Origin of the sequence: Bathymodiolus thermophilus thioautotrophic gill symbiont, assembly GCF_003711265.1 — a bacterium.
Classification (GTDB): domain Bacteria; phylum Pseudomonadota; class Gammaproteobacteria; order PS1; family Pseudothioglobaceae; genus Thiodubiliella.
Genome location: NZ_CP024634.1, coordinates 2,468,010 through 2,494,517 on the forward strand (window position 1 = coordinate 2,468,010; position 26,508 = coordinate 2,494,517).

Genomic DNA, 26,508 nt, shown 5'->3' on the forward strand with positions numbered 1-26,508 from the left:
CACCCCTAATCAACCAAACCAGTTTTCAAACAATAACACACAAAATCCTCGCCCTTTTCACAAAAAACAAACCAATTTTTTGCAAAGACAAAAAAATAACAGTGGCAATCAGCCACTTTTTCAAATTCCACGCTATAGCAGCCATTAAAACATTAATCTCATCACCAACTTGCCCTTTGAGTAAATTCCTAGACAATCTAAAATCTGCTTTAAGATGTCCAATGATAGGTTCTATTGCTGCTCGTCTTTTACACAACTTACGCTTTTTATCTCGTTGGTAACGGCTGTCTCGTTTCAGGGGCTTTTTAGGTAAGATGATTTCAGCCCCTAGTACTTCTTTTGCACCCACATACCCTCTATCACATACTGCCTTCTGAATGGGCTTGATACGATTAGCGTTAGCATGAGCAATGGCTGTATCTAGTGTTTTTGAATCATGAATGTTTGTTTTATGGCTTGCCACGCCAACGATAATGTTACTGTCTTTGGTAGAGACGATTGAAACTTTGTTGCCATATTCATATTTCTTATGGTCTTTGCCTTTGGCAATAACATAAACATCGGGCTCATGTAGGGCGTAAATTTTGTTTTTGTCTCCAGGTTGTTGAGCGAGCACTTTTTGGTAGAACAAGAAGTCTTTTTGATAGATTTCAAACAAAGAATAGACTGAAAGTTTGCGTTGCAGTTCACGGATAAGCTTGTTGGCAATGGTTCTGAGTCTTTTAAGGGCTTTTTTGGCTTTGGCACGCTTTTTGACGTGGCGAAAGTGGCGAATGCTAAGACGACAGTTTTTAACTTCTTTGACATAAGTTCTTCGCTGTTTGATGTCGTGTTGTTTTGCCAGTTTGTTTAAGCGATTAATTATCTTAATTGCCAGTTTGGCGTCAGTAGGATAAGTGATGTTTTTCTCTTGAACGGTGGTGTCAATTAACACAGTTGACTCTTGTGCTTTTTTACCGTGTAACTCAACGCTCATTTTAAAGATAAGATTAAAACCTTTAACGCCAATGCGTTTTCTGAAATGCACTAACTCAGTGGCGTTACAAGCTACATTAGCAATATAAGCACTGTGACCACAAAAGTATTGGTAATACGGATTTCTTTTAAACTGCATAATAACGACTTCATCTGATAGATTCTCTAACTGTTTGAGGATAAGCAAGCCTACCATTAGGCGAATGGGTTTTGAGGGTCTGCCATTGTTAAGGCAATAGTGCTTGGTGAAGGCATCATTGAAAACTTGCCAGTCTATGGCGTGAGATAGTGCAATGAGTGGGTCTTTGATGTCTAATTGATTAAAAAAAGCTCTGAATGGAATAAATTGTTTTGGGTGGATATTGGTAAAGATTCGGTTAGCATATTTTTTAGGTAAAACGACCAGTAAAAGAGTGTTGTTATACCAAAAGTTGGTTGATTTGTCTATGGGTATTTGATTTTTTATTGTTATAAATCAAATTGTTGTGTGGTTTTTAAGGGTTGACTACATAGATTTTAGGTTTTGGAAAAACAGATGTAAGCACTAAGTCCAGTCCATACACTGCCAATTTTTTTGCTGAGCAATGGCCAATAATTTTTCATCACCATGTACAACAATAGGATTGTCCACCAATTCTAATAAAGGTAAATCGTTATGTGAATCGGAATAAAAATAAGCACCGTCTAGGGTTTCATTGTTCTCTTTACACCATTGCTTGAGTTTATGGACTTTGCCAATTTGGAAGCATGGGATGCCTGAAACTTTGCCATTAAATTGACCGTTTACCCTTTCAGGTTCGGTGGCCAATAAATCTTCAATGCCGTAAGCTTGGGCAATTGGGCGGGTGACAAATGAATTGGTTGCGGTGATGACCAGTGTTCTGTCGCCATTTTTTTTATGTATATCCACTACTTTTTTGGCTTTTTCTAACAAAATAGGTTGGATTTTTTCTAGCATAAATTGCTGATGCCATTTATTAAGCTGTTTGATAGAATTGTTCGCTAAAGGACTTAAACAAAATTCTAAATATTGATTAATATCCAACTCACCTTTGGCGTAATCATCAAAGAATACTTGATTTTTCTTTTGATATTCCTTGGCATTCACGGCACCAATCTCAGTCAAAAACTCACCCCATAAAAAATCGCTATCACCACCTAATAGCGTTCTGTCTAAATCGAATAATGCAAGTGCCATAATACTTTTATAATTTTTGAAAACATTTTCCAGCCAATTCGATGGTGCGTTCAATATCTGCATCGGTATGTGCTGTGGAGATAAAGCCTGCTTCATAGGCACTGGGTGCTAGGTAAACGCCCTCTGCTAACATTAAATGAAAAAACCGATTAAAACGCGCCACATGACAAGCACAAGTTTGCGCAAAATTGGTAACAGTATCTGCATCAGTAAAAAACAAGCCAAACATACCGCCCACCACATTGGCCGTCATTGGAATATTGTTTTCATGTGCTTTTGCCACAATACCATCGGTTAATTTGCGTGCTTTTTGCTCTAAATTTTCGTATAAATTGGCATCCTCATCAATGGCTTTTAACATCGCTAAACCTGCTGCCATTGACATTGGATTACCTGAAAGTGTGCCTGCTTGATAAACCGCACCTAGGGGGGCAATACATTCCATAATGGATTTTTTACCGCCAAATGCACCCACTGGTAGTCCGCCACCAATGACTTTACCGAGGGTTGTTAAATCGGGTTGGATGCCAAATTTTTCTTGCGCCCCACCTTTTGCCACTCTAAAACCTGTCATTACTTCATCAAAAATCAACACTGTGCCATATTGATCACACACCCTTCTAAGTCCTTGTAAAAATCCATCAACAGGTGGGATGCAGTTCATATTACCAGCAACAGGCTCAACAATAATGCAGGCGATTTCGTTACCTTTTTCAGCAAATGCTTCTTCTACTTGTGCTAAATTATTGTATTCAAGAGTTACGGTATGCTTGGCAAAATCCGCTGGCACACCTGCTGAACTAGGCTCACCAAGTGTTAATGCACCAGAACCTGCTTTTACCAATAATGAATCTGAATGCCCGTGATAACAACCTTCAAATTTAACAATCGTATCGCGCTTGGTAAAACCTCGTGCTAAACGAATGGCACTCATGGTGGCTTCTGTGCCTGAACTAACCATACGCACCAATTCAATAGACGGCACCAATTCACATACTTTTTTTGCCAATTTGGTTTCAATCTCAGTTGGTGCACCAAAGCCTAAGCCGTTGTGCAAAACTTTTTCTACTGCACTAATCACATCTTGATTGGCATGCCCTAAAATCATCGGCCCCCATGAGGCAACGAAATCAATATATTGATTGTCATCTGCATCAAATAAATAAGCGCCCTCACCTCGGGTAAAAAATATCGGCGTCCCACCCACACCTTTAAAAGCCCGAACAGGGGAATTTACACCACCTGGAATATAGTGTTGTGCTTCATCGAATAACTGCTCTGATTTTGTCATTTTTAATCCTTAATTTAAAATTTTTGGGTAAGTTTTAAGATGGGTAATGTGCGACCATATAATAAGCACATTATCCAATAATAATTTGATATTCACACTGGTTTTTGACAGACGAATTGCCTGCTGAATATCATGTAACAATTTAAACAGGAAATCTGTTTTTGTCATATTAATAATTTGATTAAGTTCGACCAGTCCACCTTCATGTTGAAGTGATTTTAACCGAATGCCTTCGATAATCAAATGTTGCAAACAATTCAACACAGCAACTTCATTGCCCTCAAAATCCTCTACCTTATTAATCATAATTGGATGAATGGCAATATTGAGCAATTGATCTTGCCAATGTTGATAATGAATAAAACTGTCCCCCGCAAGATCGTCAATCACTTTAAAAGGCACGCCGTGCGTAGCCTCTAACAATTGCATTACCTCAAAATCTTCTTCATGCTCAATATTTTGCTTAATCCATGCCTGTGTTTCTTGATCATAAGCAGGACTAATATGCACACTTTGACAGCGTGAAACAACGGTTACAGGTAGGTTTTTAGCATTGTGTGCCAACAAAATAATCAGCGTATTTTCTCTCGGCTCTTCCAAGGTTTTCAACAAACTATTAGCAGCATTAACATTCATCTGATCCGCATAATAAATAACACCAATTTGCAATTTATCAGCCGTTTTATTCAATCCCTCACAAAACGCCCGCACCTGATCAACTCGAATATCTTTAGAACGATTTTTAGTCGTTGGATTAAGTTCACCCGCACGACAATAAATCATATTAAGATAATTAGAACGCCTAATCAAGACAGGCATATCTAAATCTTGCCGAATATTGTCTTTTCTAATAATTTCATCATCATTAATCAATGTACCTACCAGTTGTTGCATTAACTCAAACTTCCCAATTTGTGGCATACCTGTGATTAACAGCGCATGTGGTAGATGATTTTGATCAATCATTTGTTTAAGTGTTGCAAAAGCGTTTTTGTGCCAAGGTAGGGTCATAGTGTTTTTAAAATTTTCTGAATTTCATTTGAAATATTTTCAACATTTTGCGATGCATCAATCAGTTTAATGCGCTCAGGATATTGTTCGGAGCGTGCAATATAAGTGTTACGCACACGGTTAAAAAAATCTAGGCTTTCTTGTTCAATGCGGTCTTTTTCACCTCTGGATTCCACACGCCTCATACCAATGTCAACAGGTATATCTAATAATAAGGTCATATCGGGGGCAAAACTGCGTAACACCCATTGTTCTAACTGGGCGATGCGTGCAATATCTAAGCCACGCCCACCTCCTTGGTAGGCGTAAGAAGCATCGGTAAATCTGTCGCTTAATATCCAATCGCCTTGATTGAGTGTGGGGATGATTTTATTTTGAATATGTTCATTTCTGGCGGCAAACATCAGCATTAACTCGGTATCGGCGTGCATTTTACCTGTTGAATTACTCAGTAGCAAAGTGCGAATCTTTTCGCCTACTTCTGTTCCGCCCGGTTCACGAGTAAGCACAACATTGATACCTTTGTCTGTCAAGTATTGACAAATAAAATCAATTTGCGTGCTTTTTCCTGCGCCTTCAACGCCATCAATGGTAATAAATTTTCCTTTTTGCATAAGATTATATTTTAATTTAATAAATGGAGACTTTTGCATAAATATGGATGATTAGCAAAATTCAATTTTTGCCCACTTGGTGATTTTCTTAAACCTTGTCCTAGCAGGGCTAAGGCTGGGTTTAAAAAATTACCAAGTGGGTAAAACGAGGATTGTTGATGATTATTCATATTTATGCAAAGGTCTCAAATGATCAAATATACATAAGATGGAATTGCTTGCATTCTTATGGATTAGAGGTAAGGTATTTCTTAATATTGAGGCGATGTTGTTGGTAGGTTTTGGCAAAAGCATGGCTGCCATCTTTTTTGGCAACGAAAAACAGGGTGTTGCCTGATGCAGGATGTAGGGCGGCGTGTAATGAAGTGATACTGACGGAACTAATTGGGGTTGGTGGCAATCCATGATTTCGATAAGTGTTATAAGGGCTATTGGTTTTTAAATCTTGTCGGGTTAAAAAACCACGGTACGATTTACCCAAGGCATATACAACTGTGGGGTCGGTTTGTAGGCGCATACCCAATTTCAAACGACGCATAAATACGCCAGCTATCTGTGATTTTTCGGCAATGTGTGCGGTTTCTTTTTCGATTAAGGAGGCCAATATCAGGGCTTGAAACGGGGTTTTTAGTTGTAGGTTTTTATCTCGCTTTTGCCATTCGGCGGCCAATATTCTTTGCATAACTTGATGAGACCTGTGGAAAATACTGGCAACACTATCACCATATTGTATGCGATAGGTATCGGGCCAAAAAACACCTTCATAAGGTGATTTAATGTTCAACAGTTGCATAATATTTGCAAATGACTCACTGGGTTTTAACGCCTTAATGTCTTGTAATTGCTGATAATAATGATGTACAGTTTTACCTTCAATTAGAGTAATATTGCGCTCGGCTACGGTTGCTGAGACAAAATTTTCAAGCAAATCCAATACCCCCATATTCGGTACGATATCATAATAACCTGTTTTTAATTTAGTATCAAAACCAAGGATTTTAGATGCCGTGCGTATGAAAAAAGGGGAGCGAATCACGCCACGCTCTTCAAGGTCATTAATGGTTGAAACGATATTGGCACCTTGGGGTAAATGGTAAACCATTGGTTCGGTGACTTGAATGGTATTCGCCCAGTAAGACCAAGTTAAAGCCAATATAGCAACAATGGTTAAAGACTTCCTTATGATTTTTTTCGGTTTCAACGGGTGTTTATTTTTTCTTTTTAAACCATGTTTTTGCAATACTCGTGCTAATTTTTGAGTGATGGTGTGTTGAGTAAATTGTCTTTTGTTAATCGTGCTTACTGATTTAATACCTATTACGCTGTTACTAATAAATACCTCATCACAATCAAACAATGCTTGTAATGTCAATTTACCCACTTTAACTTGCAAACCTAAATCGGTGGCAATTTTTAATATGGCTGCTCGTCGTGTGCCGGCAATGCCACATTTGTCTAAATTCGGGGTTAGCAATACCCCTGATTTCACGGCAAAAATATTGCCTTGTGTCACTGAAATAACATTGCCATTATTGTCCAACATAATGCATTCATCAGCACTCAATTCACTGCGTGCTAATATTTGCTCAAGGCGATTACAATGCTTAATATTAGACAACAGCTGATTGTCGGCATAACCACTACAACACACGCTAAGTGCATATTTAAGTGGCATCTGTGTTGGCATTTCGGAGACAATGACGAATCGGATTGGCTGAATATTTGATGCAAATCCATAACCTCTAACGCTTTCTCCACGAGAAAGGAAGATTTTCACCACTGCATTGTCTAGTTTGGCAAGTTCAAGTGCCTTGGCAATATCTTTTAACCATTGTTGTTCGCTAATAGGATTAATTTTTAATTGCGCACAACCTTTCTCTAGGCGTGCAAAATGTGCCGACCAAAACAGCAAATTGGTATTTTTAACCACGCAGGTTTCAAACAAACCATCGCCGAATTGCGTCAAGCGATTAAACACGCTTAATCTAGTTTGCTTTTTTCCATTAATTAAAACCACTTGTTTCATAGATTGTATTATAATTTAACTAGACTTAAAATAAACCCCCTCATGAAAAAAAATTTTGTAGTATTTAGCAACAACTTACTAAATAGTGCAAAAGACTTGGCACCGATTGTGCTGGTTATTGCGTTTTTCCAGTTGGTTGTTTTACAGCAAAGCATTCCTAATTTTTTTGATATTATGCTAGGCACAGGCTTTGTGCTATTGGGCTTGACGCTGTTTATATATGGATTAAATTTAGGGCTTTTTCCCATTGGTGAAGCGCTGGCATTTGCCTTTGTTAAAAAAGGTTCACTTGCGTGGTTGCTAATCTTTGCCTTTGCACTCGGATTTGGCACAACAGTGGCAGAGCCTGCTCTCATCGCTGTTGCCAATGAAGCGGCTAATGTGGCACGACTTGGTGGCGTAATAAACACAACAGCAGATTTACACACTTACGCACAAACACTGCGCTACACTGTTGCAATATCCGTTGGTTTTTCCGTGTTGCTCGGTGTGCTACGAATCATTAAAGGTTGGTCACTTACGCCTCTTATTATTGGTGGCTATATATTGGTCATCATTGCCACTATTTTTGCACCCAATAATATTATTGGTATTGCTTACGATTCTGGTGGTGTGACTACCAGCACCATTACTGTGCCATTAGTCACGGCGCTTGGTGTTGGTTTGGCGAGTTCAATTCGTGGCAGGAACCCGATGATAGATGGCTTTGGTATGATTGCCATTGCTTCTTTACTGCCTATTGTAGCGGTTATGATATTTGGGATGTTGTGGTGAATTTATTACAGCCTTTTATTAATATGTTGGTGGATGTTGCACCTATTGTCTTGGTGTTGTTCAGTTTTCAGACTTTAATCCTAAGGCAAAAAATTCCGAATTTAAAAAAGGTTATTATTGGTTTTATCTTAGTGTGGATTGGGCTAACGCTGTTTATCATTGGATTGGAAAAGGCACTTTTTCCCATAGGGAAAATTATGGCAGACCAATTGACTGCTGTGTCTTTCATTGGCGAGAGTGGTGGTTGGGAAAAATATTATTGGGTGTATATTTTTGCTTTCTCCATTGGATTTTCCACCACCATTGCCGAACCGTCCTTATTGGCAGTGGCCATCAAAGCCAATCAAGTTTCAGGGGGTTCTATTAAAATTTGGCCGTTGCGTATTGTTGTGGCAATTGGTGTTGCGGTTGGTATTTCTCTAGGTAGTTTTCGTATTGTTACTGGAATACCAATACATTATTTTATTATTACCGGTTATGTGGTGGTGTTAATACAAACTTATTTCACCCCCAAAGACATTATTGCCTTGGCATACGATTCAGGGGGTGTAACCACTTCCACTGTAACTGTGCCTTTGGTTGCTGCCTTAGGTTTGGGTTTAGCGAGTACAATTGAAGGCAGGAACCCAATGATTGATGGATTTGGGCTGATTGCTTTTGCCTCTTTATTTCCCATTATGAGTGTGCTGGCGTATGCACAAATTACCAATTTTTTAAACAGGAGAAGAAACAATGCACTTTAAACTGATCATTGCCTTTGTTGATAACGACAAAACCGATGCCATTCTAAATGCTGCAAGAGAAGAGGGAGCAACAGGCTCAACCATCATCTCTCAAGCACGAGGAGAGGGCTTAAATAGTAACAAAACATTTTTAGGATTGAGTATTGACACCCCCAGAGATGTCTTGTTGTTACTTGTAGAACAACATCTCTCCAGAGCGATTTTAGAAAGAATTGCCAGGGCAGGAGAATTTGACCTTGATAACCAAGAGGGAATCGCCTTTCAAATTGATGTGGAAGATGCCGTTGGTATTGCACATCAAATACAAGCATTAGAAACAACCGTGGAGGAAAAATTATGAACACCCCAATATTAGTAAAAGAAGTTATGTGGAAAGAAGTAGATATTATTGACAGCAAAAGCACTGTGCAAAATGCCCTAAACGATATGCAGCACAAAAAAACCAAAATGTTAGTGGTTGACAAAGCCCACGAGCACGACGAATACGGCGTCATACTGATTTCCGATATTGCCGCCAAAGTAATTGCCAAAGGGCGTGCATTAGACCGTGTTAACGCCTATGAAGTTATGACCAAACCCGCTATTTCTGTGCATCCCGATATGGATATTCGTTATTGCGCCAAATTGCTCACTCGTCTTAACCTATCTCGTTGCCCAGTATTGGATAATGGGGAAATTGTTGGTGTGGTTAGTTTGACCAATATTGTGTTAAATGGTTTACGAGTTTTGCAATGAGCGAATGACAAACATTAGAAAATTAGCATATAGTAATACATTTGCACTAACTTAACATACTGTTTAAAATCACTGAACTTTATCTGTAATGCATAATTAAAGTTAGAATAAAGCAGCAAACATAAAGTTTGTCAAATTGAGACCTTTGCATAAATATGGATGATTAGCAAAATTCAATTTTTGCCCAATTGGTGATTTTCTTAAATCTTGTCCTAGCAGATTTAAAAAATTACCAAGTGGGTGAAAAGTGGATTCTTGATGATTGTTTATATTTATGCAAAGGTCTCAAATTAAACAAAAAAACATTCTAACGCCTTGTGACTTCAAGGGGGTATTGCTATGAAATTTATTTTTTTAAAAAAAAGGAGTAAAAAATGAAGACAATTCAATTTGTTAAATGGGTATTAATTATTATTGGTGCAATAGCGACTTACTATATGCTGTCATTGCAAATACAATACGGCGTTACCAGCAAAGTTATTAGCGAAATGATTTCCCCGAAATTGCATCCAGATGCAATGAAAAAAGTCTATATGCCAATGACCAATAAGTTACTTGATACAGGCGATATTACTATGGCATCTATTGTGCGTGTAAAAGTAGCAGACGATGTTTCCAATGCAGATGTTGAAGAAGCAATGGAATCTATTGCTACTGCCGAAAGTATTCGTTCTGTTGGTATGTTGCCACTCTCGGAAATGGTCGAAATTCAAACAAATGCAGCAGGTGTTACTAAAGGTCATCCAGATTTCAAGCCACAGCGTTATTTGAAAATTTATCAATACTGCTCACCACGAACCGCAATGATTATGGTTGATCATTCAGATGCATTTTCAGCCTACTTGCCTTGTCGTATTGCCTTAATTGAGGACAAATCTGGACAAAGATGGCTTTACACTTTAGACATGGACTTTATGATTTACGGTGGTGCACCATTACCACCTGCGCTATTGAAAAAAGCCATAGAGGTTAAGCGTGTGATTACCGCTATCCAAAAGGGTGGTGCAGAAGGCGACTTCTAAAGTTATTCAATTGAGGCCTTTGTATAAATATGGATGATTAGCAAAATTCAATTTTTGCCCACTTGGTAATTTTCTTAAATCTTGTCCTAGCAGAGCTAAGGCTGGGTTTAAAAAATTACCAAGGGGGTGAAAAGTGGATTCTTGATGATTGTTTATATATTTATGCAAAGGTCTCAATTACTTAAAAACCGTTCTTTTGGGCGGTTTTTTATTGTCTAAAATAAACCCCTATGAACCCTATTTATCACACATTAGATTTTGGCATTACTTGTATTGACACACAGTATATGCGCAATGATTTTGTTGCCACTTATTTGATTGAAGACCAAGGACATGTTGCCTTTGTAGATACCGGTTGTTATTTATCGGTGCCAACGCTACTTGCGACGCTGGATGAAAAAAACATTCAGCAAGAACAGGTGGATTACATTATTCTAACCCACATTCATCTTGATCATGCAGGAGGAGCAGGTGAGCTTATTAGACACCTGCCCAATGCTAAAGTTTATGTGCATGAATATGGTGTAAACCACTTAATTGACCCTTCTAAACTGCGTGCTGGCGTGATTGGCGTATATGGTGAATTGTTTTTTAAGCAATTTTTAGGCGATTTAATTCCAATTGCTAAAGAGAAAATTGTCATCGCTAAAGACAAAGATGAAATCACCCTGGGAAATCGAATTTTAAAATTTATTAATACCCCTGGACATGCCCGTCATCATGTGTGTATTTGGGATGAGAAATCCCAAGGCATCTTCTCTGGCGATACCTTGGGCGTTAGTTATCGTGAATTTGACACTGAACAAGGTGTGTTAATTTTTCCACCCACCACACCCGTTCAATTTGACCCCGATGTTTGGAAAAATACCATTCAACAACTAATGACATTGCAACCAAAATATGCTTATTTAACACACTTTAATCGCATCGAATTTACCAAAAAATCTGCTGATATGCTGATTCATAATATAAACAATTTTGTTGAAATTGCCATCAAAATGCAACACCAGCCCAATCGTCATAAAGCAATTAAAACAGCATTATTAGATTATTTACTAGAAATTGCCAGCAAACACGGTGTAACCACAGAGGAAATAAAACAGATTAAAGTTTTTAAAGGCGATTTAGAAATCTGCGCCCAAGGTTTGGGCGTTTGGCTTGACAAAGAATTCTGCGCAAAGATTCCAAACAAATAATCTAACCATTGATTTGCCAATGCCTAAACAATAAGCACTTATTTTTCCACTTGGTCTAAAACAAACTGCGTCAACAATGCTACTGGGCGACCCGTTGCCCCTTTCTTAGCGCCACTTAACCAAGCCGTACCCGCAATATCAAGATGTGCCCAGCGATAATTTTGTGCATATCTTGCTAAAAAACAACCTGCGGTAATACTGCCAGCCTCGCGCCCACCAATATTCGCCATATCGGCAAAATTTGACTTTAGCAATTCATCATATTCCTCATCTAATGGCAATTGCCACACACCATCAAATGCAGCTTGAGAAGCGCTAATAATATCATCGGCTAAATCCTGATCATTGCTCATCAGTCCAGAACGATGCTTGCCAAGTGCCATAATTACTGCCCCTGTAAGCGTCGCAACATCAATGACCACATCAGGATTATATTTTTCAACATAAGTTAACGCATCACATAAAATCAAACGCCCTTCAGCATCGGTGTTAAGGATTTCAATGGTTTGCCCTGACATACTTTTAACCACATCACCCGGCTTAGAGGCATTGTGTGCTGGCATATTTTCAACTGCTGGCACCACAACGGTTAAATTAACTTTGAGCCCCATCTCAACCACTGCTCGCATGGTACCAAGTACAGATGCTGCACCGCACATATCATATTTCATTTCATCCATTGCCGTGCCGGGCTTTAGCGAAATACCACCACTGTCAAAGGTTACGCCTTTGCCCACTAACACAATCGGATTCGCATTGCCGTTGCCGTTGTAGCTCAAACTGATTAACTTAGGTGGCTCAATAGAGCCCTTAGAAACTGACAAGAGCGACCCCATTCCCAATTTGCTCATCTCTGCTTCTTCTAAGATTTCACATGTCAAACCAAATGTTTTGGCCAAATCTTGTGCTGTATTTGCCAAATAAGTTGGCGTGCAAATATTCGGGGGCAGATCGCCCAATGTGCGTGTTAACGCCATACCACTTACAATTGCTAACGCTTTATCAATATCGGCTTGCTTGCCATGCTCAAAGGTTACGCTTTGTAAAGTATGCTCTTCGGGTGCGTTTAAATCAATTTTTTGCACTTGATAATCATTATTTGCCATCGCTTGGGTAGCAATTTGCACAAAATCATCAACTTCAAGTGTGGGCACAAATAAAGCTGTTATGCCAAACTGATTAGCCGTTTTCGCTAAAGTTAGCGCCAATTCTTTTACCGTTTTACCATTAGGTGTCTGACCCCCAAGCCCAATCGCCAATTTGTTAGTCCCCTCAAACACTATTTTGTTTAATTTAAGCGCTTCGTCAAAGGCGACTTGCGTCCCTACAGTGGATTTATTAATTCTAAAGTTCATTATTGTGCAACCGTTGCTATAAAATGCGTATAATTTTATCATCTTAATTACTTCCATATAAAAACTATGCTCAAGAAAATATTACTTTCCCTCGTTATCCTTAGTACTCAATCTATTGCTGGCAATAACGATATTATTAAAAACCTCTCGCCTCTCTTTGGAGTAATTGACAAGCAAGATATTATTAAAACACCTCTTGACGGCATATATGAAATAATTTTCAAAAATCCCATCAGTTCGCAATTCATTTCAGCTGATGGCAAGTACTTAATTAAAGGCGATATTATTAACCTAAAAACGCTTACTCCTTTAGATTCTAGCGCTCGTGTTAATGCACTCAAAAAAGACCTACTTGACACTATTAGCGACAAAGACAAAATTATCTTTAAAGCCAAAGAGGAAAAATATGTCATTCATGTCTTTACCGATGTTGATTGCCCATTCTGTAAAAGACTACATCAACAAATGTCCAAGATGAACGCCTTAGGTATTACAGTAAAATATCTTGCCTCACCATTGGCATCGCTACACCCAACTGCACAAGGGAAAATGGAAAAAATTTGGTGTGCAAAAGACAAAGCGAAAGCAATGAACGACTATAAAATCAAAAACATTGTTCCTGATGTTAAAAATTGTAGCAATCCAGTGGCACAACAATTATCATTATCCCAACAATTGGGTGTGAATGGTACACCTGCTATTTTCCTCTCTGACGGTACACATATCCCAGGCTATATGCCAGCTGAAAAGCTGCTAAAAACCATTAAACAAAAACTTGGAAAATAACACTCGAACTGTTGCCCTACAAGCGATTTACTCAGTTGTTTTAGAAAAAAAATCACTCTCTGCTTTTGTTTATCCAGAAGAAGTGAGTGCCTTAACAAAATCTTTGGTTTTTGGTACTATTCGTTTTTACCATCAGCTTAATGACATTGTTTCTGGATTGTTAAAACATTCACTAAAAAAAGAAGATTTGGACATTCATTGTCTGATGTTGCTCGGTGCTTATCAAATACTGCATTCTAATGTAGCAGCCCATGCCAGCATTTTTGAAACCGTTAATGTGACCAATGAACTTGACAAACCTTGGGCAAAAAAATTAGTCAATGCCATTCTTAGGGAAATCGATCGACAAAAAAGTGTATTACAAAAACAAATACACTACTCACATCCAACTTGGCTGTTAAAGAAAATCAAACAATATTATCCTAACGATTTTGAGCAGATATTTCAGCAAAATAACACTCAAGCACCCATGACACTTCGCATTCACCCTGATTTTCATAAACAAAGCTTACTTGCGGTTGCACCACAAGCTCAAATTTTAGACAAAGCAGTCAATGTTTATGCCATTCAAGACTTTGACAAAGGCGCCTGCTTTGTGCAAGATGCATCAGCACAATTAGCTGCACCACTACTTGATCCAAAAAATGACGATTTAATCCTAGATGCCTGCTGTGCACCAGGTGGAAAAACCACTCATCTTAGCGAACTTGCACCGCAATCTAAAATTATCGCACTGGACAATAACCCTGATAGGCTTAAGCGTGTACAAGAAAATATTGACCGATTTAAGATTAAGAATATCACACTTCTTCAAGGCAAAGCACAAAATCAAGACTGGTGGGATGGCAAGTTATTCGACAAAATCTTACTTGATGCACCCTGTTCAGCCACTGGTGTTATTCGTCGTCATCCCGATATTAAACTCTTACGAAAGCCTAAAGATATTAGCGCCTTAGTAGATTTACAAAAAAACATTCTAAACAATCTATGGATGCTACTTAAACCAGGTGGAACGCTATTGTATGCCACTTGTTCCATTCTAAAAAACGAAAATGAAACTCAAATTGCGCAGTTTTTACAAACCCATGATGAGGCAATAGAAGAAGAAATCACCCTTGACTGGGGCTATAAAGCCACTCATGGCAAGCAACAAATCCCCTGCTATGAATTTGATGGTTTTTATTATGCTAAATTAAAAAAAATTAATCATTAAGTGTCATTCCTTTTATAGGGTTTTACCATTTTCGAAAATAAAATGAATAATATGAGAGCTTTGCATAAATATGAATGATTAGCAAAATTCAATTTTTTTCCCACTTGGTAATTTTCTTAAACCTTGCCCTAGTAGAGCTAAGGCTGGGTTTAAAAAATTACCGAGTCGGTGAAAAGTGGATTCTTGATGATTATTTATACAAAGGTCTCAATATAATACTTGGGATGAGGGCAAGTGCCAGATTGTTTGGTTTATTTTTGAAAATAGTGTTCTTTGTTTGACAAATAACAAAAAACAAAGAGCCTTGGAGTTGGACAACAAAATAGGCGCTTAAAGCGCCTATTTTTTTTATTGAGTCAACGAACTAAATATTACTTTTCTAAAGCAATATCCAACACTTCATCAATCCACTTAACTTTAATTACCTTAAGTTTGCCTTTAATTTTTTCAGGCACTTCAGAAAGTTCTCGTTCGTTATCATTCGGGATAATAACCGTTTTAATGCCACCACGAAGCGCAGCAAGCATTTTTTCCTTCAATCCGCCAATGGGTGTAATTTCTCCACGAAGAGTAATTTCTCCAGTCATAGCAACATCAGCTTTAACTTTACGACCCGTTAATACTGATACCAAGGCTGTGCACATTGCTGCCCCTGCACTGGGGCCATCTTTTGGCGTGGCACCGTCAGGCACATGGATGTGAATATCCAACTTTTCCTGAAAGTCATTGGCAATTTTGAGTTCTTTGGCACGAGTGCGGGTAACGCTCATTGCTGCTTGGATGGATTCTTTCATCACATCACCGAGTTGGCCTGTGTAATTAAGTTTGCCTTTGCCTTTATAAATAGCAGCTTCAATGGTGAGTAAATCGCCACCCACTGATGTCCATGCCAAACCTGTTACTTCACCAACTTGGTTGTTCTCTTCTGCTAAACCAAAACGATGTTTATGTACGCCAAGATATTTTTCCAATGTTTTGTCGCTAATAATGGCTTTGGTTTTGCGTTTTTTCAATACTACCTCTTTGACCACCTTTCGACAGATAGTACCAAGGGTTCTGCTTAAATTACGCACGCCTGCTTCACGGGTATAATAACGAACAATATCAAGAATAGCAGAATCTTCAAAGGCAATTTCATCAGTGCTAATGCCGTTATTTTTCATTGATTTTTTAATTAAATGACGCTTGGCAATCTGCACTTTTTCATCTTCGGTATAACCAGACAGTTCGATAATTTCCATCCTATCTAATAGCGGTTGTGGCAAATCTAATGAATTGGCCGTTGCCACAAACATCACTTGAGACAAATCATAATCCACCTCTATGTAGTGATCGCTAAAAGTGTGATTTTGCTCCGGGTCTAACACTTCTAACATTGCACTAGAAGGGTCGCCTCGATAATCTGATGCCATTTTGTCAATTTCATCAAGCAAAAATAGTGGATTTTTTACTTTTACTTTTTGCATTTTTTGAATAATAGAGCCCGGCATTGCACCAATATAAGTGCGCCTGTGTCCACGAATTTCCGCTTCATCCCTAACGCCACCAAGTGCCATACGCACATATTTACGATTGACTGCTTTGGCAATTGACTCACCAAGAGAGGTTTTACCAACACCTGGAGGGCCTACTAAGCATAGAATATTTGCTTTATTGTGGGTAACACGCGTTTGCACTGCAAGATGTTCTAGAATGCGCTCTTTAACTTTATCTAAGCCATAGTGGTCGTCATCTAAAATCTTTTGTGCTTTGGCTAAATTTTTATTGATGTGTGTTTGTTTTTTCCACGGCATATCACAAAGATTTTCAATATAAGTGCGAATGATTGAGGCATCGGATGAGTGCGATGACATTCGTGAGAGTTTTTTCAGCTCCCCTTCTGCCTGCTTTTTGGCGTCTTTTGGCATCTTGGCTTTATTGATTTTTTCCTGCAAGTCTTCAATTTCATTTTCATCTTCTGCTTGCCCCAATTCTTTTTGAATGGATTTCATTTGCTCATTCAAATAATAATCACGCTGATTGGATTCCATTTGTTTGCGCACACGAGACTGGATTTTTTTCTCAGTGCCTAAGACATCAATCTCACCCTGAATGGCTGATAAAATTTTATCCAATCGAGTTTGTGTATCACTACTACTCAAAAGTTCTTGCTTCTCGGCAGTTTTAAGGGTCAAATTAGCAATAATAATATCGCTAAAACGCTCAACATCGCTCACATCTTTGAGCATATTAAGCACTTCTTCTGGGATTTTCTTATTAAGTTTAATGTAGGATTCAAAGTTTTCTAATGCTAAACGCATCATCGCCTCAACTTCAACATTTTCACCGATCTTGAGCGTGAGTTCACTCACTTTAACTTCAGTATAGCCGTCAGCTTCAATAAATTCTTCAATCTCAGCACGCTTAACACCTTCAACCAATACCTTGATGGTGCCATCAGGCAACTTCAACATTTGTAAAATAGTTGCTAAAGTGCCAACTGTGTGTAAATCTTGATTTTTCGGTTCTTCGGTTTTCTCGTCTTTTTGTGCCACTAAAAAGATATATTTATTGGTACCCATTGCTTGAGTAATAGCATTAACAGAACTTTCTCTACCAATAAAAAGTGGCATTACCGTATGCGGAAAAACCACCACATCCCGTAATGGTAATAGTGGCACTAACTCCTGATTCAAATTTATTGCACTTACTGTGTCTTCTGTTCCCATAATAGCGTTACGCCTTTTAAACTTAGTAATTTAGATAGATAGTGATGAGTTACATTAATTTCAAGTACCCATTGCCCAAAATCATCCACTTTTTCATTATGGATATAGCCAATATTGTGAATTTCACTGCGAATATAGGCACTTTTTACATCAATTTGTATTTTAGCACGCGTCATCATACCACTCAATTGTTCAGCTAATGCTTGATAAAGAAACTCAATGCCATCACCTGTATGCGCAGAAATCCACACACGGAAAATTCTACCATTTTCATCTCTATCCAATCTGGGTTCAAAATTGTCCAAACAATCAATTTTATTCATCACCAAAATACTCGGGACTTTGTCGGCCTCAATGTCAAAAATAATGGCCTGTACTTGCTCGATTTTCTCCAGCTTATATTCGTCAGCGGCATCAACTATATGCAATAACACATTTGCCTGTCGGGTTTCTTCTAAGGTTGACTTAAAGGCTGCCACTAAATCGTGTGGTAAGTTTTGAATAAAGCCAACTGTATCAGCAATTACCGCTTCACCAGATGCAGGTAATATCACTCGTCTAATAGTGGAATCCAAAGTGGCAAACAATTGATCGTTAGCGAACACTTCTGCCTTGGTTATGTAATTAAACAGCGTGGATTTTCCAGCATTGGTGTAACCTGCTAAGGCAATCATTGGCAATGCATTTTTAAGGCGTGATTTTCTACCTAGGTCACGCTGTTTATGTACTTTTTCTAAGCGCTTGCTAATGTTTTTAATGCGAACGGCAATCAATCTTTTATCTGTTTCAAGTTGTGTTTCACCTGGACCCCGAAGACCAATGCCACCTTTTTGTCGTTCTAAGTGTGTCCAGCCACGCACCAATCGTGTCGATAGATGCCTCAATTGTGCTAATTCTACTTGTAATTTACCTTCAAATGAACTTGCTCTAAGGGAGAAAATATCCAAAATTAAACCTGTTCGGTCCATCACTTGACACTCAAGGTCTTTTTCTAAATTGCGTTCTTGCGATGGCGACAGTTCAGAAGAGAAAATAACCAAATCTAACTCCAGTTCTTTCACCAATGCCGCCAGTTCTTCTACTTTACCTGAGCCAATAAAATGTTTGGCTTTGGCATTATTGCGAGCGACCTTTAAGTCTCTAATAACATTCAGTCCAGAAGATTTTGCCAATTCTAAAAATTCATCCCTGCCATTGTGAATGTGTCGATTGGTAGGAAGTTCTACATAGACCAGCAGCGTTCGTTCGCCTTGACCAACTGCTTCTTTTTGTTTATCAAATAATTCCAAAGTTTACTCGGTGTTAAGTGCTTATGATGCTTTTTTAGGTTTATCGATTTTGGTAATGGCTTTGGGTTTTTTAGCCGACTTATACATCATTAGTGGTGATTTTTTCTTTTCAACCACAGTTTTATCAATAATAATTTCTTTGACATCGCTGAGTGATGGTAATTCAAACATGGTATCGAGCAGCATATCTTCCAGAATAGAACGCAATCCTCTGGCGCCTGTTTTACGCTTAATGGCTAATTTAGCAATTGCCAATAAGGCTGATTTTTTAAAAGTTAATTTAACATTTTCCATGGAAAATACTTCTTGGAATTGCTTAACCACTGAATTCTTAGGCTTGGTTAGAATTTCCATTAACGCCCCTTCATCCAATTCGGTGAGTGCCGTTTGCACTGGCAAACGACCCACCAATTCTGGAATTAAACCATACTTAATTAAATCTTCTGGCTCAATCAAACCGAACAAATCAGTCAGCGTTTTTTCTGCTTTTAGGTCTTTTACATCCGCAGAAAAACCAATGCCTGTGGCTTTTTCAACACGCCTACCAATCACTTTATCTAAGCCATCAAACGCACCACCACAAATGAATAAAATCTTTGAAGTATCCACATCAATAGTTTCTTGATTTGGATGCTTGCGTCCGCCTTGTGGTGGCACTGATGCGATAGTACCTTCAATCAGTTTTAACATGGCTTGTTGCACGCCTTCACCTGATACATCACGGGTAATAGAGGGTGAATCTGAGCGACGGGAAATCTTATCAATTTCATCAATAAAAATAATACCTCGCTCTGCACGCTCTGCATCAAAATCACATTTTGACAACAAACTCTTAATCACATTTTCAACATCATCACCCACATAACCTGCTTCGGTTAAAGTTGTTGCATCTGCAACGGTAAATGGCACATCCAAAAGTCGTGCTAAAGTTTGGGCCAATAATGTTTTGCCTGAACCTGTAGGGCCAATCATTAGAATATTAGATTTATCTAGCTCAACATCGTTAGAAATATACCCATTTTTTAAGCGCTTGTAGTGGTTATAAACAGCAACTGATAAAACTTTTTTTGCATGCTCTTGACCAATCACATATTCGTTTAAAAAATCACGCAATTGTTTAGGCGTATAGTTCCAATCTTGATGATTGTCAATGACTTCTTGCAAAACTTGCTCTTCAAGTAAAGTATGGCAAGATTCAATACATTCGTTACAAATATAAACCTCTGGGCCAGCAATTAAGCGATCCACCTCGGATTTAGCTTTTCCACAAAACGAACAATTCAATTCTTCAATATTCTCTGCCATAATTGCGCCCCCTATTTTGATTAACGCTGAGTTAAAACTTTGTCAATTAAGCCATATTTGGCTGATTCAGCCGCTGACATAAAATTGTCTCTATCGGTGTCATTTTGAATTGCTTTGATAGATTGACCCGTGTGAGTTTTTAAGATGTTGTTGAGTTTTTCTCTAACTTTAAGAATTTCTTGCGCATGGATATCTATGTCACTGGCTTGGCCAGAAAAGCCACCCAATGGCTGGTGAATCATCATTCTTGCATTTGGCAAGGCAAAGCGTTTGTCTTTGGCGCCAGCGGTTAATAACAAAGCGCCCATACTTGCTGCTTGACCGATACAAAGTGTTGAAACATCAGGCTTAATGAATTGCATGGTGTCATAAATAGCCAAACCTGCAGAAACCGAACCCCCTGGCGAATTGATATATAAATGAATGTCTTTCTCAGGGTTTTCAGATTCTAAAAATAGCATTTGCGCAACAATGACATTCGCCATATAGTCCTCAACTGGGCCAACCATAAAAATAACGCGTTCTTTTAAAAGACGCGAATAAATATCATAGGCACGCTCACCACGGGCAGATTGCTCTACCACCATTGGAATTTGATTTAGATTCTGAATTGTCATTATGCTTGTGCTTGGGTTGCTTCTTCAAAAGTTACTTTTTTAATCGTTACCTTGGCATCTTTTAAGATTAAATCTTGTACCATTTTCTCTACAACCATCAACTCAATGGAGGTCATTCTAGAGGGGTCTGCCTTGTAGTAATCTAACATTTGTTGGGCATTTTCACCGTAAGATTTTGCCATTTCTGCTAATTTAGCATCTAATTGCTCTTTAGTGGCTTCAATCTTATTGTCGGTTGCAATTTGGTTAATCAACAAACCTAACTTAACGCGTCGCTCTGCTTCAGGATTAAAAGTAGATGCTGGCATATCACCTTTAGCAGGTATACCTTGCTGCTGTAAACGCTGTTGCATTTCTTGCAATAAACTTTTTGCTTCTTGATTAATGCTGGCTTGTGGCACATCAAAACTATTGGCTTCCAACAACACGCCAAATAAAGCATCTTTGTTTTGATTGCCCAAACGATTAGTCACTTCAACGCTCATTTGCTTTTTCATACTTGCTTTTAAAGCATCCATATCTTTTTCACCAAATTTTGCCGCAAACTTGTCATCTAATTCTGGTACTGTAGGCTCAGCAACTTCTTTCATCTCTACTTCAAAAACCACAGCTTTGCCTGCTAATTGTGGTGCATGATATTCTTTTGGAAAGGTTAAATCTAGCGTGGTAGAGTCACCAGAAGTAATTCCTTTAAGTCCTTCTTCAAAACCTTTAATCATTGACCCTTTGCCCAACACCATTTTAAAATCACTGGCAACGCCACCTTCAAAAACTTTACCGTCAATCATACCTTTGAAGTCAATTGTTACTTGGTCGCCTTTTTTAGATTTACGCTTAACTGCCTTGTATTCCATGGCTTGCTCGGTCAAGCCTTTTAAAGTTTTGTCCTCGTCAGCTTGAGTAATTGTTACTTCCGACTGTTCTACTTGTAACTTGGAAAAATCAGCAACCTTAATTTCTGGATAAACCTCAAATGTGACTGTGTAAGTAAAAGTTTTCTCTCCTTCTGCATCAATTTCAGTAATGTCTGGTCGTGAAGCGGGCGTTACCTTTACCTCTGTCAATGCATCAAATAAAGTGTCATTGACGATTTCATTAACCGCATCTGAACTGGCACGGGCGCCAAATTGTTTACGCATAATGGCAATAGGTACTTTGCCTTTTCTAAAGCCATCAATGTTGACTTGTGATGCCATTTTTTGCAAAACTTGATCTGTTTTTTTCTTAAACGCATCAATTGGTAATTCAACAGTGAATGATCTTTTTAGTCCGTCTAGTGTTTTTAATGAAGTTTTCATTTTATTATAAATCCAATTTTTTTCTTAATAAAGGGTCTATTATACCCGAATTGCAAGTAACAAAAAAGGCGACAAGACTGCCTTTTTTAAACATTTGAGAATAATTTATTCTAAGCCAGAAGAAATATAAGCAGCAATAGCATTAATCTCTTTACTGGTTAAATTCTTAGTAAAGTTAATCATCATACCTTCGTAATCATTTGTTCTGCTTGGCAGGGTCTCACCTGTTTGTATATTAAATGAATGTTGACGGAATAATTTAAGTTGCTTAGATAAATATGCCGCATGTTGTGATGCGAGCGCTGGAAAGCCTGCTGACGGTATGCCCCTGCCTTTGGGGCCATGACAAGCAATACAAGCTGTAACACCTGATTTTTTCTTGCCACCACGATAAAGGGTTCGACCTAATTTAAACAAAGCATTCGATACTGGCACACCTTTAGAAGTTTTTTGCGTGGCAAAATAGGCTGCTAAATTAGCCATATCTGCTTCACTTAACGGTGCAACTATACCTGCCATCACGGTATCAATACGAGCGCGAGATTTAAAGTCTTTAAGTTGTTTTAGTAAATAGCCTTCACTCTGTCCTGCTAATTTTGGAAAAGTAGGCACAACTGAATTGCCATCAGCACCGTGGCAACCAATACAGGTTATCGATTTTGCTTTACCTTTAACTGCATCACCTGCAGCGAAAGTAGAAGTTGAAAACAAAGCAAACGCTGCCAAAAAAATTAGTGCTAATTTATTCATCATGTTTTTTCCTTTTTTACAAAAAAATAAGCCGACATTATACTTAATATCGGCTTATCATAATACAGAATTTAATGCTAAATTACTGCTTAGCCAACCAATCGGCAATTATTTGCTCTTTACCTTTAGACAATGCTGCCATAGCACTCATTGTTGGGTCTTTACGCGCACCAGATTGGAAGTCTTTTAACTGTTTAACAATATAAGCAGCTTGTTGGCCAGCAAGATGAGGGTAAATTGGGGCTATTGATTTTCCTGCAACGCCATGACAACCAGCACAGCCGCCAGCAGTATAAGCCGCCTTGCCATCTGCTTGAACCATAGAACTCATTGACATTACTGTCGCTGCTACTGCTAAAACTTTTTTTGTTGTTGTTAAAAACATACTATCTCCTTAAATTTAAAAATATATAATGGTAACCTGAAATTACCAATTGTAAATTATACGCTTACTCAAACTAAATGAACAATAATTATCATCGAGCAAAATTCCTACTTTCTTGTCCTTCACTCAAAGGCACGCCACCAGACCAAGGTTATGAAGTGATTTTCGCAGGTCGTTCAAATGCAGGGAAATCCAGTGCTATTAATACCATTACTTTACAAAAAAAGTTGGCAAAAGTTTCACGCACACCGGGGCGAACTCAGCATTTGGTCTTTTTTGAATTAGATGAAGATCGCCGTTTGGTTGATTTACCTGGTTATGGTTATGCCAAAGTGCCTGAACATATTAAAAAACAATGGCAAATTGACATGGGTGAATATTTTGCAAAACGCCAATGTTTAGTAGGCGCTGTGCTGGTTATGGATGTTCGTCGTCCGCTAACGCCATTTGACCAAATGATGTTAGATTGGTGTGTGAATGTTAATTTGCCCACGCAAATCATTCTAACCAAATCTGACAAAATTAAAAAAGGCGCTGCTAGCAATGCATTGCTTCAAGTTAAACGCGCAATTGAGCCCTATCCTTATGTCAATGTGCAGTTATTTTCCAGTTTAAAAAAACAAGGTTTGGACAGTTTGGGCGCTAGACTAGATACTTTTTTTGCTTATGTGGATTAACGCTGATACAAGCAACATCACCCAAGATGATACTATTATCTTAGCAAACAACCGCCAAGTATTGGCATTTAAAAAAACTTGGGGTGGGCAAAAAGGCAATTCCGCTTTACCAAAATCTCTATCTTGGTATCAATACTTACAAGAAACTTGGCGTATATTGCAGCCCAATTCAGAAAAACGCTTAATTTCAAACAGTGAATCTCGCACGCTAATTGAACGCTCAATGTTAAAGTTGGGACAGACTGAAATCGACAGTCGTTTATTAGACGAAGTCATTAAGAACAATGATTATTGCCAGGCACATCTAATTGAATATACTCAATTATCACAAACAGGCATACAAAATTACGAATTGTTTGTTACTTGGATGCAAGATTATCAACAAACCAAACTTAGTCACCATTTATTAGACGCCAATGATTTGCCTGCCTTGCTTATTGAGCAAAGTGCCGAACTTACTCAACCCTATATTTACGGCTTTAAAACACTCACACCTGTGCAAGCGCTATTATTAGATAAAATTGGCTATCAAACACTTGAAGAAGGGCAAAAACAACCGCAGAGTGACAATCAAATCTTTCAAACAAGTTACGATGAAATATTGTCTGCTGCCAAATGGGCAAAGGCTTTAAATGTACAGCACCCAAACAAGCACATTGCCATCGTCTGCCCAACTTTGAATCGTCAACACCATCAAATTAAGTCTATTTTTGACCAAGTATTTACCAACACGCTAATTGAAACAGGGCAAAAATCCTACAATATTTCTTTGGGTTTGCCGCTGAATGATTACCCCTTAATTCGCCATCTTCTTGCTGTCTTAAAACTTTGTGAGCAATTGCAAAACAACCGTATTGATACCGAAGTGTTTAATGCTGTTATTACTTCACCTTATATTGCTTACGCACAAGAAGAGCAATCAGCTCGTGCTTTACTGGTAAACCGTGTCTTGTTTTTTTCAAAAACCTGTTTCAAATTTTCTCATTTGGAAAAACACTTGGATATGACGCCACAAGTAAAAATAATGCTTGAATCCATCATTGCACAAGCATCCAAGAAAAAACAAACGCACGATCAATGGTTATTGTTGTTTGATAACTACTTACAGATTTGGGGCTTTGTTACCGACAGAACCCTGTCCAGCACTGAATATCAATTATTTAACAAATATCAAACTGCCCGTTCTGAGCTTAATCAACTGGCACAATTTGGTGGAAAAATCAATATGGCAGAAGCCCTTTTTGATTTAAAAAAATGGCTTTCGCAAGTAATTTTCCAAGCACAATCAGCAAAAACCCCCATTCAAATACTCGGCAGTTTGGAGGCAGAGGGGCTGGTTTTTGATCACGCTTGGGTGTTAGGAATGACCGATGGATTCTTGCCCGTTGCACTCAATTCACCCCGCTTTATTCCCAGCGATATCGCCCAACAGCACCAAATTCCACACAGTAGTTTTGCATTAATTACCAAAGATGCACAAGATACCTTTAATAATTTAGCAAGTTTATCGGACACGGTTATTTTTTCTTATGCCAAAACCCATTCTGAAAGTGAACAACAGCCATCACCTTTGCTTAAATTTAATAAGGAAACTCAAGCGTGCAAACACAAATATCAAAATGTAGCATTAGCATCATTATTAGATGCCGAAGCCAATTCTTTATTGGACACCCAAATAAATAATGGCGTCAATGTTTTAAAAGACCAAATGGCTTGCGAGTTCAAAGGCTTTGCACATCGGCTTAATACCCAGACCTTTAACCGTCCACACATTGGTTTAAATAGAATGGAACAAGGCAATATTATTCACCTTGTCTTACAATATTTTTATCAAGAAATCACCACGCAAGAGGCACTTTTATCGTTGAGCAACGATGCTTTGGATGCACTGATTCAACAAAAAATAATGGCTGCTCTTAAATACTACGATGAATCTGGTTTCAAAAAAATAGAAAAAATAAGAGTTTTAAGACTGATTCATCAATTTGTCAAAATTGACAAACTAAGAGAATCATTTACCGTCTTATCCACTGAGGAAAAAATTAAAACCAATGTTGCTGGATTAGAATTCACCACCCGACTAGACAGGCGAGACGAAATGAGCAACGGTGATAAAATTATTTTTGATTACAAAACAGGGAAAACCGTCGTCGGTCATTGGTGCGCTCAAGCCATTAAAGAACCACAATTACCCATCTATGCAATCAGCAAAGACACGCAGGGTATTGCTTTTATCCAATTGAACGCCGATCAAGTGAGCATCAAAGGTTTGTCAAAAGATGAGGAATCCCTCCCTAAGCAATCTACTAGAAATTCCTGTAAAGAATGGAATGAACAGGTTGTTATTTGGAGAGAATCACTAAGTACTGCCAGCCAAAATTTTCAACAAGGCAAAGCACAAATTTTGCCAAACAAAACCGCTTGCCAATATTGTGAATTTGATTCACTATGCCGCATTGAAAAATAACACCAATACACCCCAGTGCTTCGATTTTTTTTAAAACTCCAGCAAAGAAATAACTGATATCAACATCTAAAAT

The 26,508-nt window shown here is 38.3% G+C and carries 26 protein-coding genes; 10 read left to right on the plus strand and 16 right to left on the minus strand.

The window, feature by feature from the left end:
• Positions 1 to 25: 25 nt before the first annotated feature.
• From MS2017_RS08890 to mltG, 7 genes are all read right to left on the minus strand, one after another.
• Complete coding sequence (locus MS2017_RS08890; RefSeq protein ID WP_420886049.1) at positions 26 to 1,447, minus strand: IS5 family transposase; 1,422 nt, start codon at positions 1,445 to 1,447, stop codon at positions 26 to 28.
• 72 nt (positions 1,448 to 1,519) lie between these two features.
• Positions 1,520 to 2,173: a histidinol-phosphatase gene (locus MS2017_RS08895; protein WP_071565049.1), complete on the minus strand. Its 654-nt coding sequence runs from the start codon at positions 2,171 to 2,173 to the stop codon at positions 1,520 to 1,522.
• Between the two features lie 7 nt (positions 2,174 to 2,180).
• Entirely contained in the window at positions 2,181 to 3,464 is a 1,284-nt protein-coding gene (hemL, locus tag MS2017_RS08900; protein ID WP_122951956.1) for a glutamate-1-semialdehyde 2,1-aminomutase, read from the minus strand.
• Positions 3,465 to 3,473: 9 nt separating this feature from the next.
• The gene (locus MS2017_RS08905) at positions 3,474 to 4,475 is read right to left on the minus strand and encodes a DNA polymerase III subunit delta' (protein WP_122951957.1); all 1,002 of its coding nucleotides are present in this window, start codon (positions 4,473 to 4,475) and stop codon (positions 3,474 to 3,476) included.
• A complete protein-coding gene (tmk, locus tag MS2017_RS08910; protein WP_122952254.1) occupies positions 4,472 to 5,089 on the minus strand; it encodes a dTMP kinase in 618 nt (205 codons plus the stop codon). Before tmk ends, MS2017_RS08905 begins: the two co-directional genes overlap by 4 nt.
• An 11-nt stretch (positions 5,090 to 5,100) precedes the next feature.
• Positions 5,101 to 5,259 carry a hypothetical protein gene (locus tag MS2017_RS11515; protein ID WP_164707686.1) on the minus strand — a complete coding sequence of 53 codons (159 nt, stop codon included), beginning with the start codon at positions 5,257 to 5,259 and terminating at the stop codon, positions 5,101 to 5,103.
• Positions 5,260 to 5,315: 56 nt separating this feature from the next.
• On the minus strand, positions 5,316 to 7,115 hold the full coding sequence (gene mltG, locus MS2017_RS08915) for an endolytic transglycosylase MltG (RefSeq protein ID WP_122951958.1): 1,800 nt from the start codon (positions 7,113 to 7,115) through the stop codon (positions 5,316 to 5,318).
• A gap of 42 nt (positions 7,116 to 7,157) precedes the next feature.
• Between mltG and MS2017_RS08920 the strand changes: the two genes are divergently transcribed.
• From MS2017_RS08920 to MS2017_RS08940, 5 genes are all read left to right on the plus strand, one after another.
• Complete coding sequence (locus tag MS2017_RS08920; protein WP_122951959.1) at positions 7,158 to 7,889, plus strand: DUF1538 domain-containing protein; 732 nt, start codon at positions 7,158 to 7,160, stop codon at positions 7,887 to 7,889.
• 23 nt (positions 7,890 to 7,912) lie between these two features.
• Positions 7,913 to 8,632: a DUF1538 domain-containing protein gene (locus MS2017_RS08925; protein ID WP_071563512.1), complete on the plus strand. Its 720-nt coding sequence runs from the start codon at positions 7,913 to 7,915 to the stop codon at positions 8,630 to 8,632.
• Complete coding sequence (locus tag MS2017_RS08930; protein ID WP_071563508.1) at positions 8,622 to 8,972, plus strand: P-II family nitrogen regulator; 351 nt, start codon at positions 8,622 to 8,624, stop codon at positions 8,970 to 8,972. The genes MS2017_RS08925 and MS2017_RS08930 overlap by 11 nt, the downstream gene beginning before the upstream one ends.
• Positions 8,969 to 9,367 (plus strand): CBS domain-containing protein, encoded by a 399-nt coding sequence (locus tag MS2017_RS08935; protein ID WP_071563509.1) that lies wholly within the window; start codon positions 8,969 to 8,971, stop codon positions 9,365 to 9,367. The genes MS2017_RS08930 and MS2017_RS08935 overlap by 4 nt, the downstream gene beginning before the upstream one ends.
• A gap of 374 nt (positions 9,368 to 9,741) precedes the next feature.
• Positions 9,742 to 10,389, plus strand: coding sequence for a DUF302 domain-containing protein (locus tag MS2017_RS08940; RefSeq protein ID WP_122951960.1), 648 nt, complete (start codon positions 9,742 to 9,744; stop codon positions 10,387 to 10,389).
• 6 nt (positions 10,390 to 10,395) lie between these two features.
• Here MS2017_RS08940 and MS2017_RS11520 read toward each other — a convergent pair whose 3' ends face one another.
• Positions 10,396 to 10,557 (minus strand): hypothetical protein, encoded by a 162-nt coding sequence (locus MS2017_RS11520; protein ID WP_164707687.1) that lies wholly within the window; start codon positions 10,555 to 10,557, stop codon positions 10,396 to 10,398.
• A gap of 62 nt (positions 10,558 to 10,619) precedes the next feature.
• Between MS2017_RS11520 and MS2017_RS08945 the strand changes: the two genes are divergently transcribed.
• Positions 10,620 to 11,585, plus strand: coding sequence for an MBL fold metallo-hydrolase (locus tag MS2017_RS08945; RefSeq protein ID WP_122951961.1), 966 nt, complete (start codon positions 10,620 to 10,622; stop codon positions 11,583 to 11,585).
• Between the two features lie 38 nt (positions 11,586 to 11,623).
• Here the strand turns inward: MS2017_RS08945 and MS2017_RS08950 are convergent, their stop codons facing one another.
• Positions 11,624 to 12,940 carry a leucyl aminopeptidase gene (locus MS2017_RS08950; protein WP_122952255.1) on the minus strand — a complete coding sequence of 439 codons (1,317 nt, stop codon included), beginning with the start codon at positions 12,938 to 12,940 and terminating at the stop codon, positions 11,624 to 11,626.
• Between the two features lie 66 nt (positions 12,941 to 13,006).
• On the opposite strand from MS2017_RS08950, the gene MS2017_RS08955 reads away from it, so the two are divergent.
• Both MS2017_RS08955 and rsmB read left to right on the plus strand, forming a co-directional pair.
• Positions 13,007 to 13,726: a DsbC family protein gene (locus tag MS2017_RS08955; protein ID WP_071563686.1), complete on the plus strand. Its 720-nt coding sequence runs from the start codon at positions 13,007 to 13,009 to the stop codon at positions 13,724 to 13,726.
• Positions 13,716 to 14,939 carry a 16S rRNA (cytosine(967)-C(5))-methyltransferase RsmB gene (rsmB, locus tag MS2017_RS08960; RefSeq protein WP_122951962.1) on the plus strand — a complete coding sequence of 408 codons (1,224 nt, stop codon included), beginning with the start codon at positions 13,716 to 13,718 and terminating at the stop codon, positions 14,937 to 14,939. Before MS2017_RS08955 ends, rsmB begins: the two co-directional genes overlap by 11 nt.
• Positions 14,940 to 15,310: 371 nt before the next feature.
• On the opposite strand, the gene lon is transcribed toward rsmB, so the two are convergent.
• From lon to MS2017_RS09000, 7 genes are all read right to left on the minus strand, one after another.
• Positions 15,311 to 17,647: an endopeptidase La gene (lon, locus tag MS2017_RS08970; RefSeq protein ID WP_122951964.1), complete on the minus strand. Its 2,337-nt coding sequence runs from the start codon at positions 17,645 to 17,647 to the stop codon at positions 15,311 to 15,313.
• The gene (hflX, locus tag MS2017_RS08975) at positions 17,626 to 18,936 is read right to left on the minus strand and encodes a ribosome rescue GTPase HflX (protein ID WP_122951965.1); all 1,311 of its coding nucleotides are present in this window, start codon (positions 18,934 to 18,936) and stop codon (positions 17,626 to 17,628) included. Before hflX ends, lon begins: the two co-directional genes overlap by 22 nt.
• A 21-nt stretch (positions 18,937 to 18,957) precedes the next feature.
• Positions 18,958 to 20,241 carry an ATP-dependent Clp protease ATP-binding subunit ClpX gene (gene clpX, locus MS2017_RS08980; RefSeq protein ID WP_071564374.1) on the minus strand — a complete coding sequence of 428 codons (1,284 nt, stop codon included), beginning with the start codon at positions 20,239 to 20,241 and terminating at the stop codon, positions 18,958 to 18,960.
• Positions 20,242 to 20,261: 20 nt separating this feature from the next.
• Entirely contained in the window at positions 20,262 to 20,858 is a 597-nt protein-coding gene (gene clpP / locus MS2017_RS08985; protein WP_071564377.1) for an ATP-dependent Clp endopeptidase proteolytic subunit ClpP, read from the minus strand.
• Complete coding sequence (gene tig, locus MS2017_RS08990; RefSeq protein WP_122951966.1) at positions 20,858 to 22,156, minus strand: trigger factor; 1,299 nt, start codon at positions 22,154 to 22,156, stop codon at positions 20,858 to 20,860. Before tig ends, clpP begins: the two co-directional genes overlap by 1 nt.
• Positions 22,157 to 22,261: 105 nt before the next feature.
• A complete protein-coding gene (locus tag MS2017_RS08995; protein ID WP_337925546.1) occupies positions 22,262 to 22,909 on the minus strand; it encodes a c-type cytochrome in 648 nt (215 codons plus the stop codon).
• Positions 22,910 to 22,988: 79 nt separating this feature from the next.
• Positions 22,989 to 23,291 (minus strand): c-type cytochrome, encoded by a 303-nt coding sequence (locus MS2017_RS09000; RefSeq protein ID WP_071564381.1) that lies wholly within the window; start codon positions 23,289 to 23,291, stop codon positions 22,989 to 22,991.
• 77 nt (positions 23,292 to 23,368) lie between these two features.
• Here MS2017_RS09000 and yihA point away from each other — a divergent pair, with 77 nt between their 5' ends.
• Positions 23,369 to 23,968, plus strand: coding sequence for a ribosome biogenesis GTP-binding protein YihA/YsxC (gene yihA, locus MS2017_RS09005; protein WP_071564383.1), 600 nt, complete (start codon positions 23,369 to 23,371; stop codon positions 23,966 to 23,968).
• Positions 23,958 to 26,435: a PD-(D/E)XK nuclease family protein gene (locus MS2017_RS09010; RefSeq protein ID WP_122951968.1), complete on the plus strand. Its 2,478-nt coding sequence runs from the start codon at positions 23,958 to 23,960 to the stop codon at positions 26,433 to 26,435. The genes yihA and MS2017_RS09010 overlap by 11 nt, the downstream gene beginning before the upstream one ends.
• Positions 26,436 to 26,508: the final 73 nt, after the last annotated feature.

Coding starts and splice junctions, on each gene's coding strand:
- MS2017_RS08895 (WP_071565049.1), bottom strand. CDS start 2,173: ATGGCACTTGCATTATTCGATTTAGACAGAACGCTATTAGGTGGTGAT.
- hemL (WP_122951956.1), bottom strand. CDS start 3,464: ATGACAAAATCAGAGCAGTTATTCGATGAAGCACAACACTATATTCCA.
- MS2017_RS08905 (WP_122951957.1), bottom strand. CDS start 4,475: ATGACCCTACCTTGGCACAAAAACGCTTTTGCAACACTTAAACAAATG.
- tmk (WP_122952254.1), bottom strand. CDS start 5,089: ATGCAAAAAGGAAAATTTATTACCATTGATGGCGTTGAAGGCGCAGGA.
- MS2017_RS11515 (WP_164707686.1), bottom strand. CDS start 5,259: ATGAATAATCATCAACAATCCTCGTTTTACCCACTTGGTAATTTTTTA.
- mltG (WP_122951958.1), bottom strand. CDS start 7,115: ATGAAACAAGTGGTTTTAATTAATGGAAAAAAGCAAACTAGATTAAGC.
- MS2017_RS08920 (WP_122951959.1), top strand. CDS start 7,158: ATGAAAAAAAATTTTGTAGTATTTAGCAACAACTTACTAAATAGTGCA.
- MS2017_RS08925 (WP_071563512.1), top strand. CDS start 7,913: ATGTTGGTGGATGTTGCACCTATTGTCTTGGTGTTGTTCAGTTTTCAG.
- MS2017_RS08930 (WP_071563508.1), top strand. CDS start 8,622: ATGCACTTTAAACTGATCATTGCCTTTGTTGATAACGACAAAACCGAT.
- MS2017_RS08935 (WP_071563509.1), top strand. CDS start 8,969: ATGAACACCCCAATATTAGTAAAAGAAGTTATGTGGAAAGAAGTAGAT.
- MS2017_RS08940 (WP_122951960.1), top strand. CDS start 9,742: ATGAAGACAATTCAATTTGTTAAATGGGTATTAATTATTATTGGTGCA.
- MS2017_RS08945 (WP_122951961.1), top strand. CDS start 10,620: ATGAACCCTATTTATCACACATTAGATTTTGGCATTACTTGTATTGAC.
- MS2017_RS08950 (WP_122952255.1), bottom strand. CDS start 12,940: ATGAACTTTAGAATTAATAAATCCACTGTAGGGACGCAAGTCGCCTTT.
- MS2017_RS08955 (WP_071563686.1), top strand. CDS start 13,007: ATGCTCAAGAAAATATTACTTTCCCTCGTTATCCTTAGTACTCAATCT.
- lon (WP_122951964.1), bottom strand. CDS start 17,647: ATGGGAACAGAAGACACAGTAAGTGCAATAAATTTGAATCAGGAGTTA.
- clpX (WP_071564374.1), bottom strand. CDS start 20,241: ATGGCAGAGAATATTGAAGAATTGAATTGTTCGTTTTGTGGAAAAGCT.
- clpP (WP_071564377.1), bottom strand. CDS start 20,858: ATGACAATTCAGAATCTAAATCAAATTCCAATGGTGGTAGAGCAATCT.
- tig (WP_122951966.1), bottom strand. CDS start 22,156: ATGAAAACTTCATTAAAAACACTAGACGGACTAAAAAGATCATTCACT.
- MS2017_RS08995 (WP_337925546.1), bottom strand. CDS start 22,909: ATGATGAATAAATTAGCACTAATTTTTTTGGCAGCGTTTGCTTTGTTT.
- MS2017_RS09000 (WP_071564381.1), bottom strand. CDS start 23,291: ATGTTTTTAACAACAACAAAAAAAGTTTTAGCAGTAGCAGCGACAGTA.
- yihA (WP_071564383.1), top strand. CDS start 23,369: ATGAACAATAATTATCATCGAGCAAAATTCCTACTTTCTTGTCCTTCA.
- MS2017_RS09010 (WP_122951968.1), top strand. CDS start 23,958: ATGTGGATTAACGCTGATACAAGCAACATCACCCAAGATGATACTATT.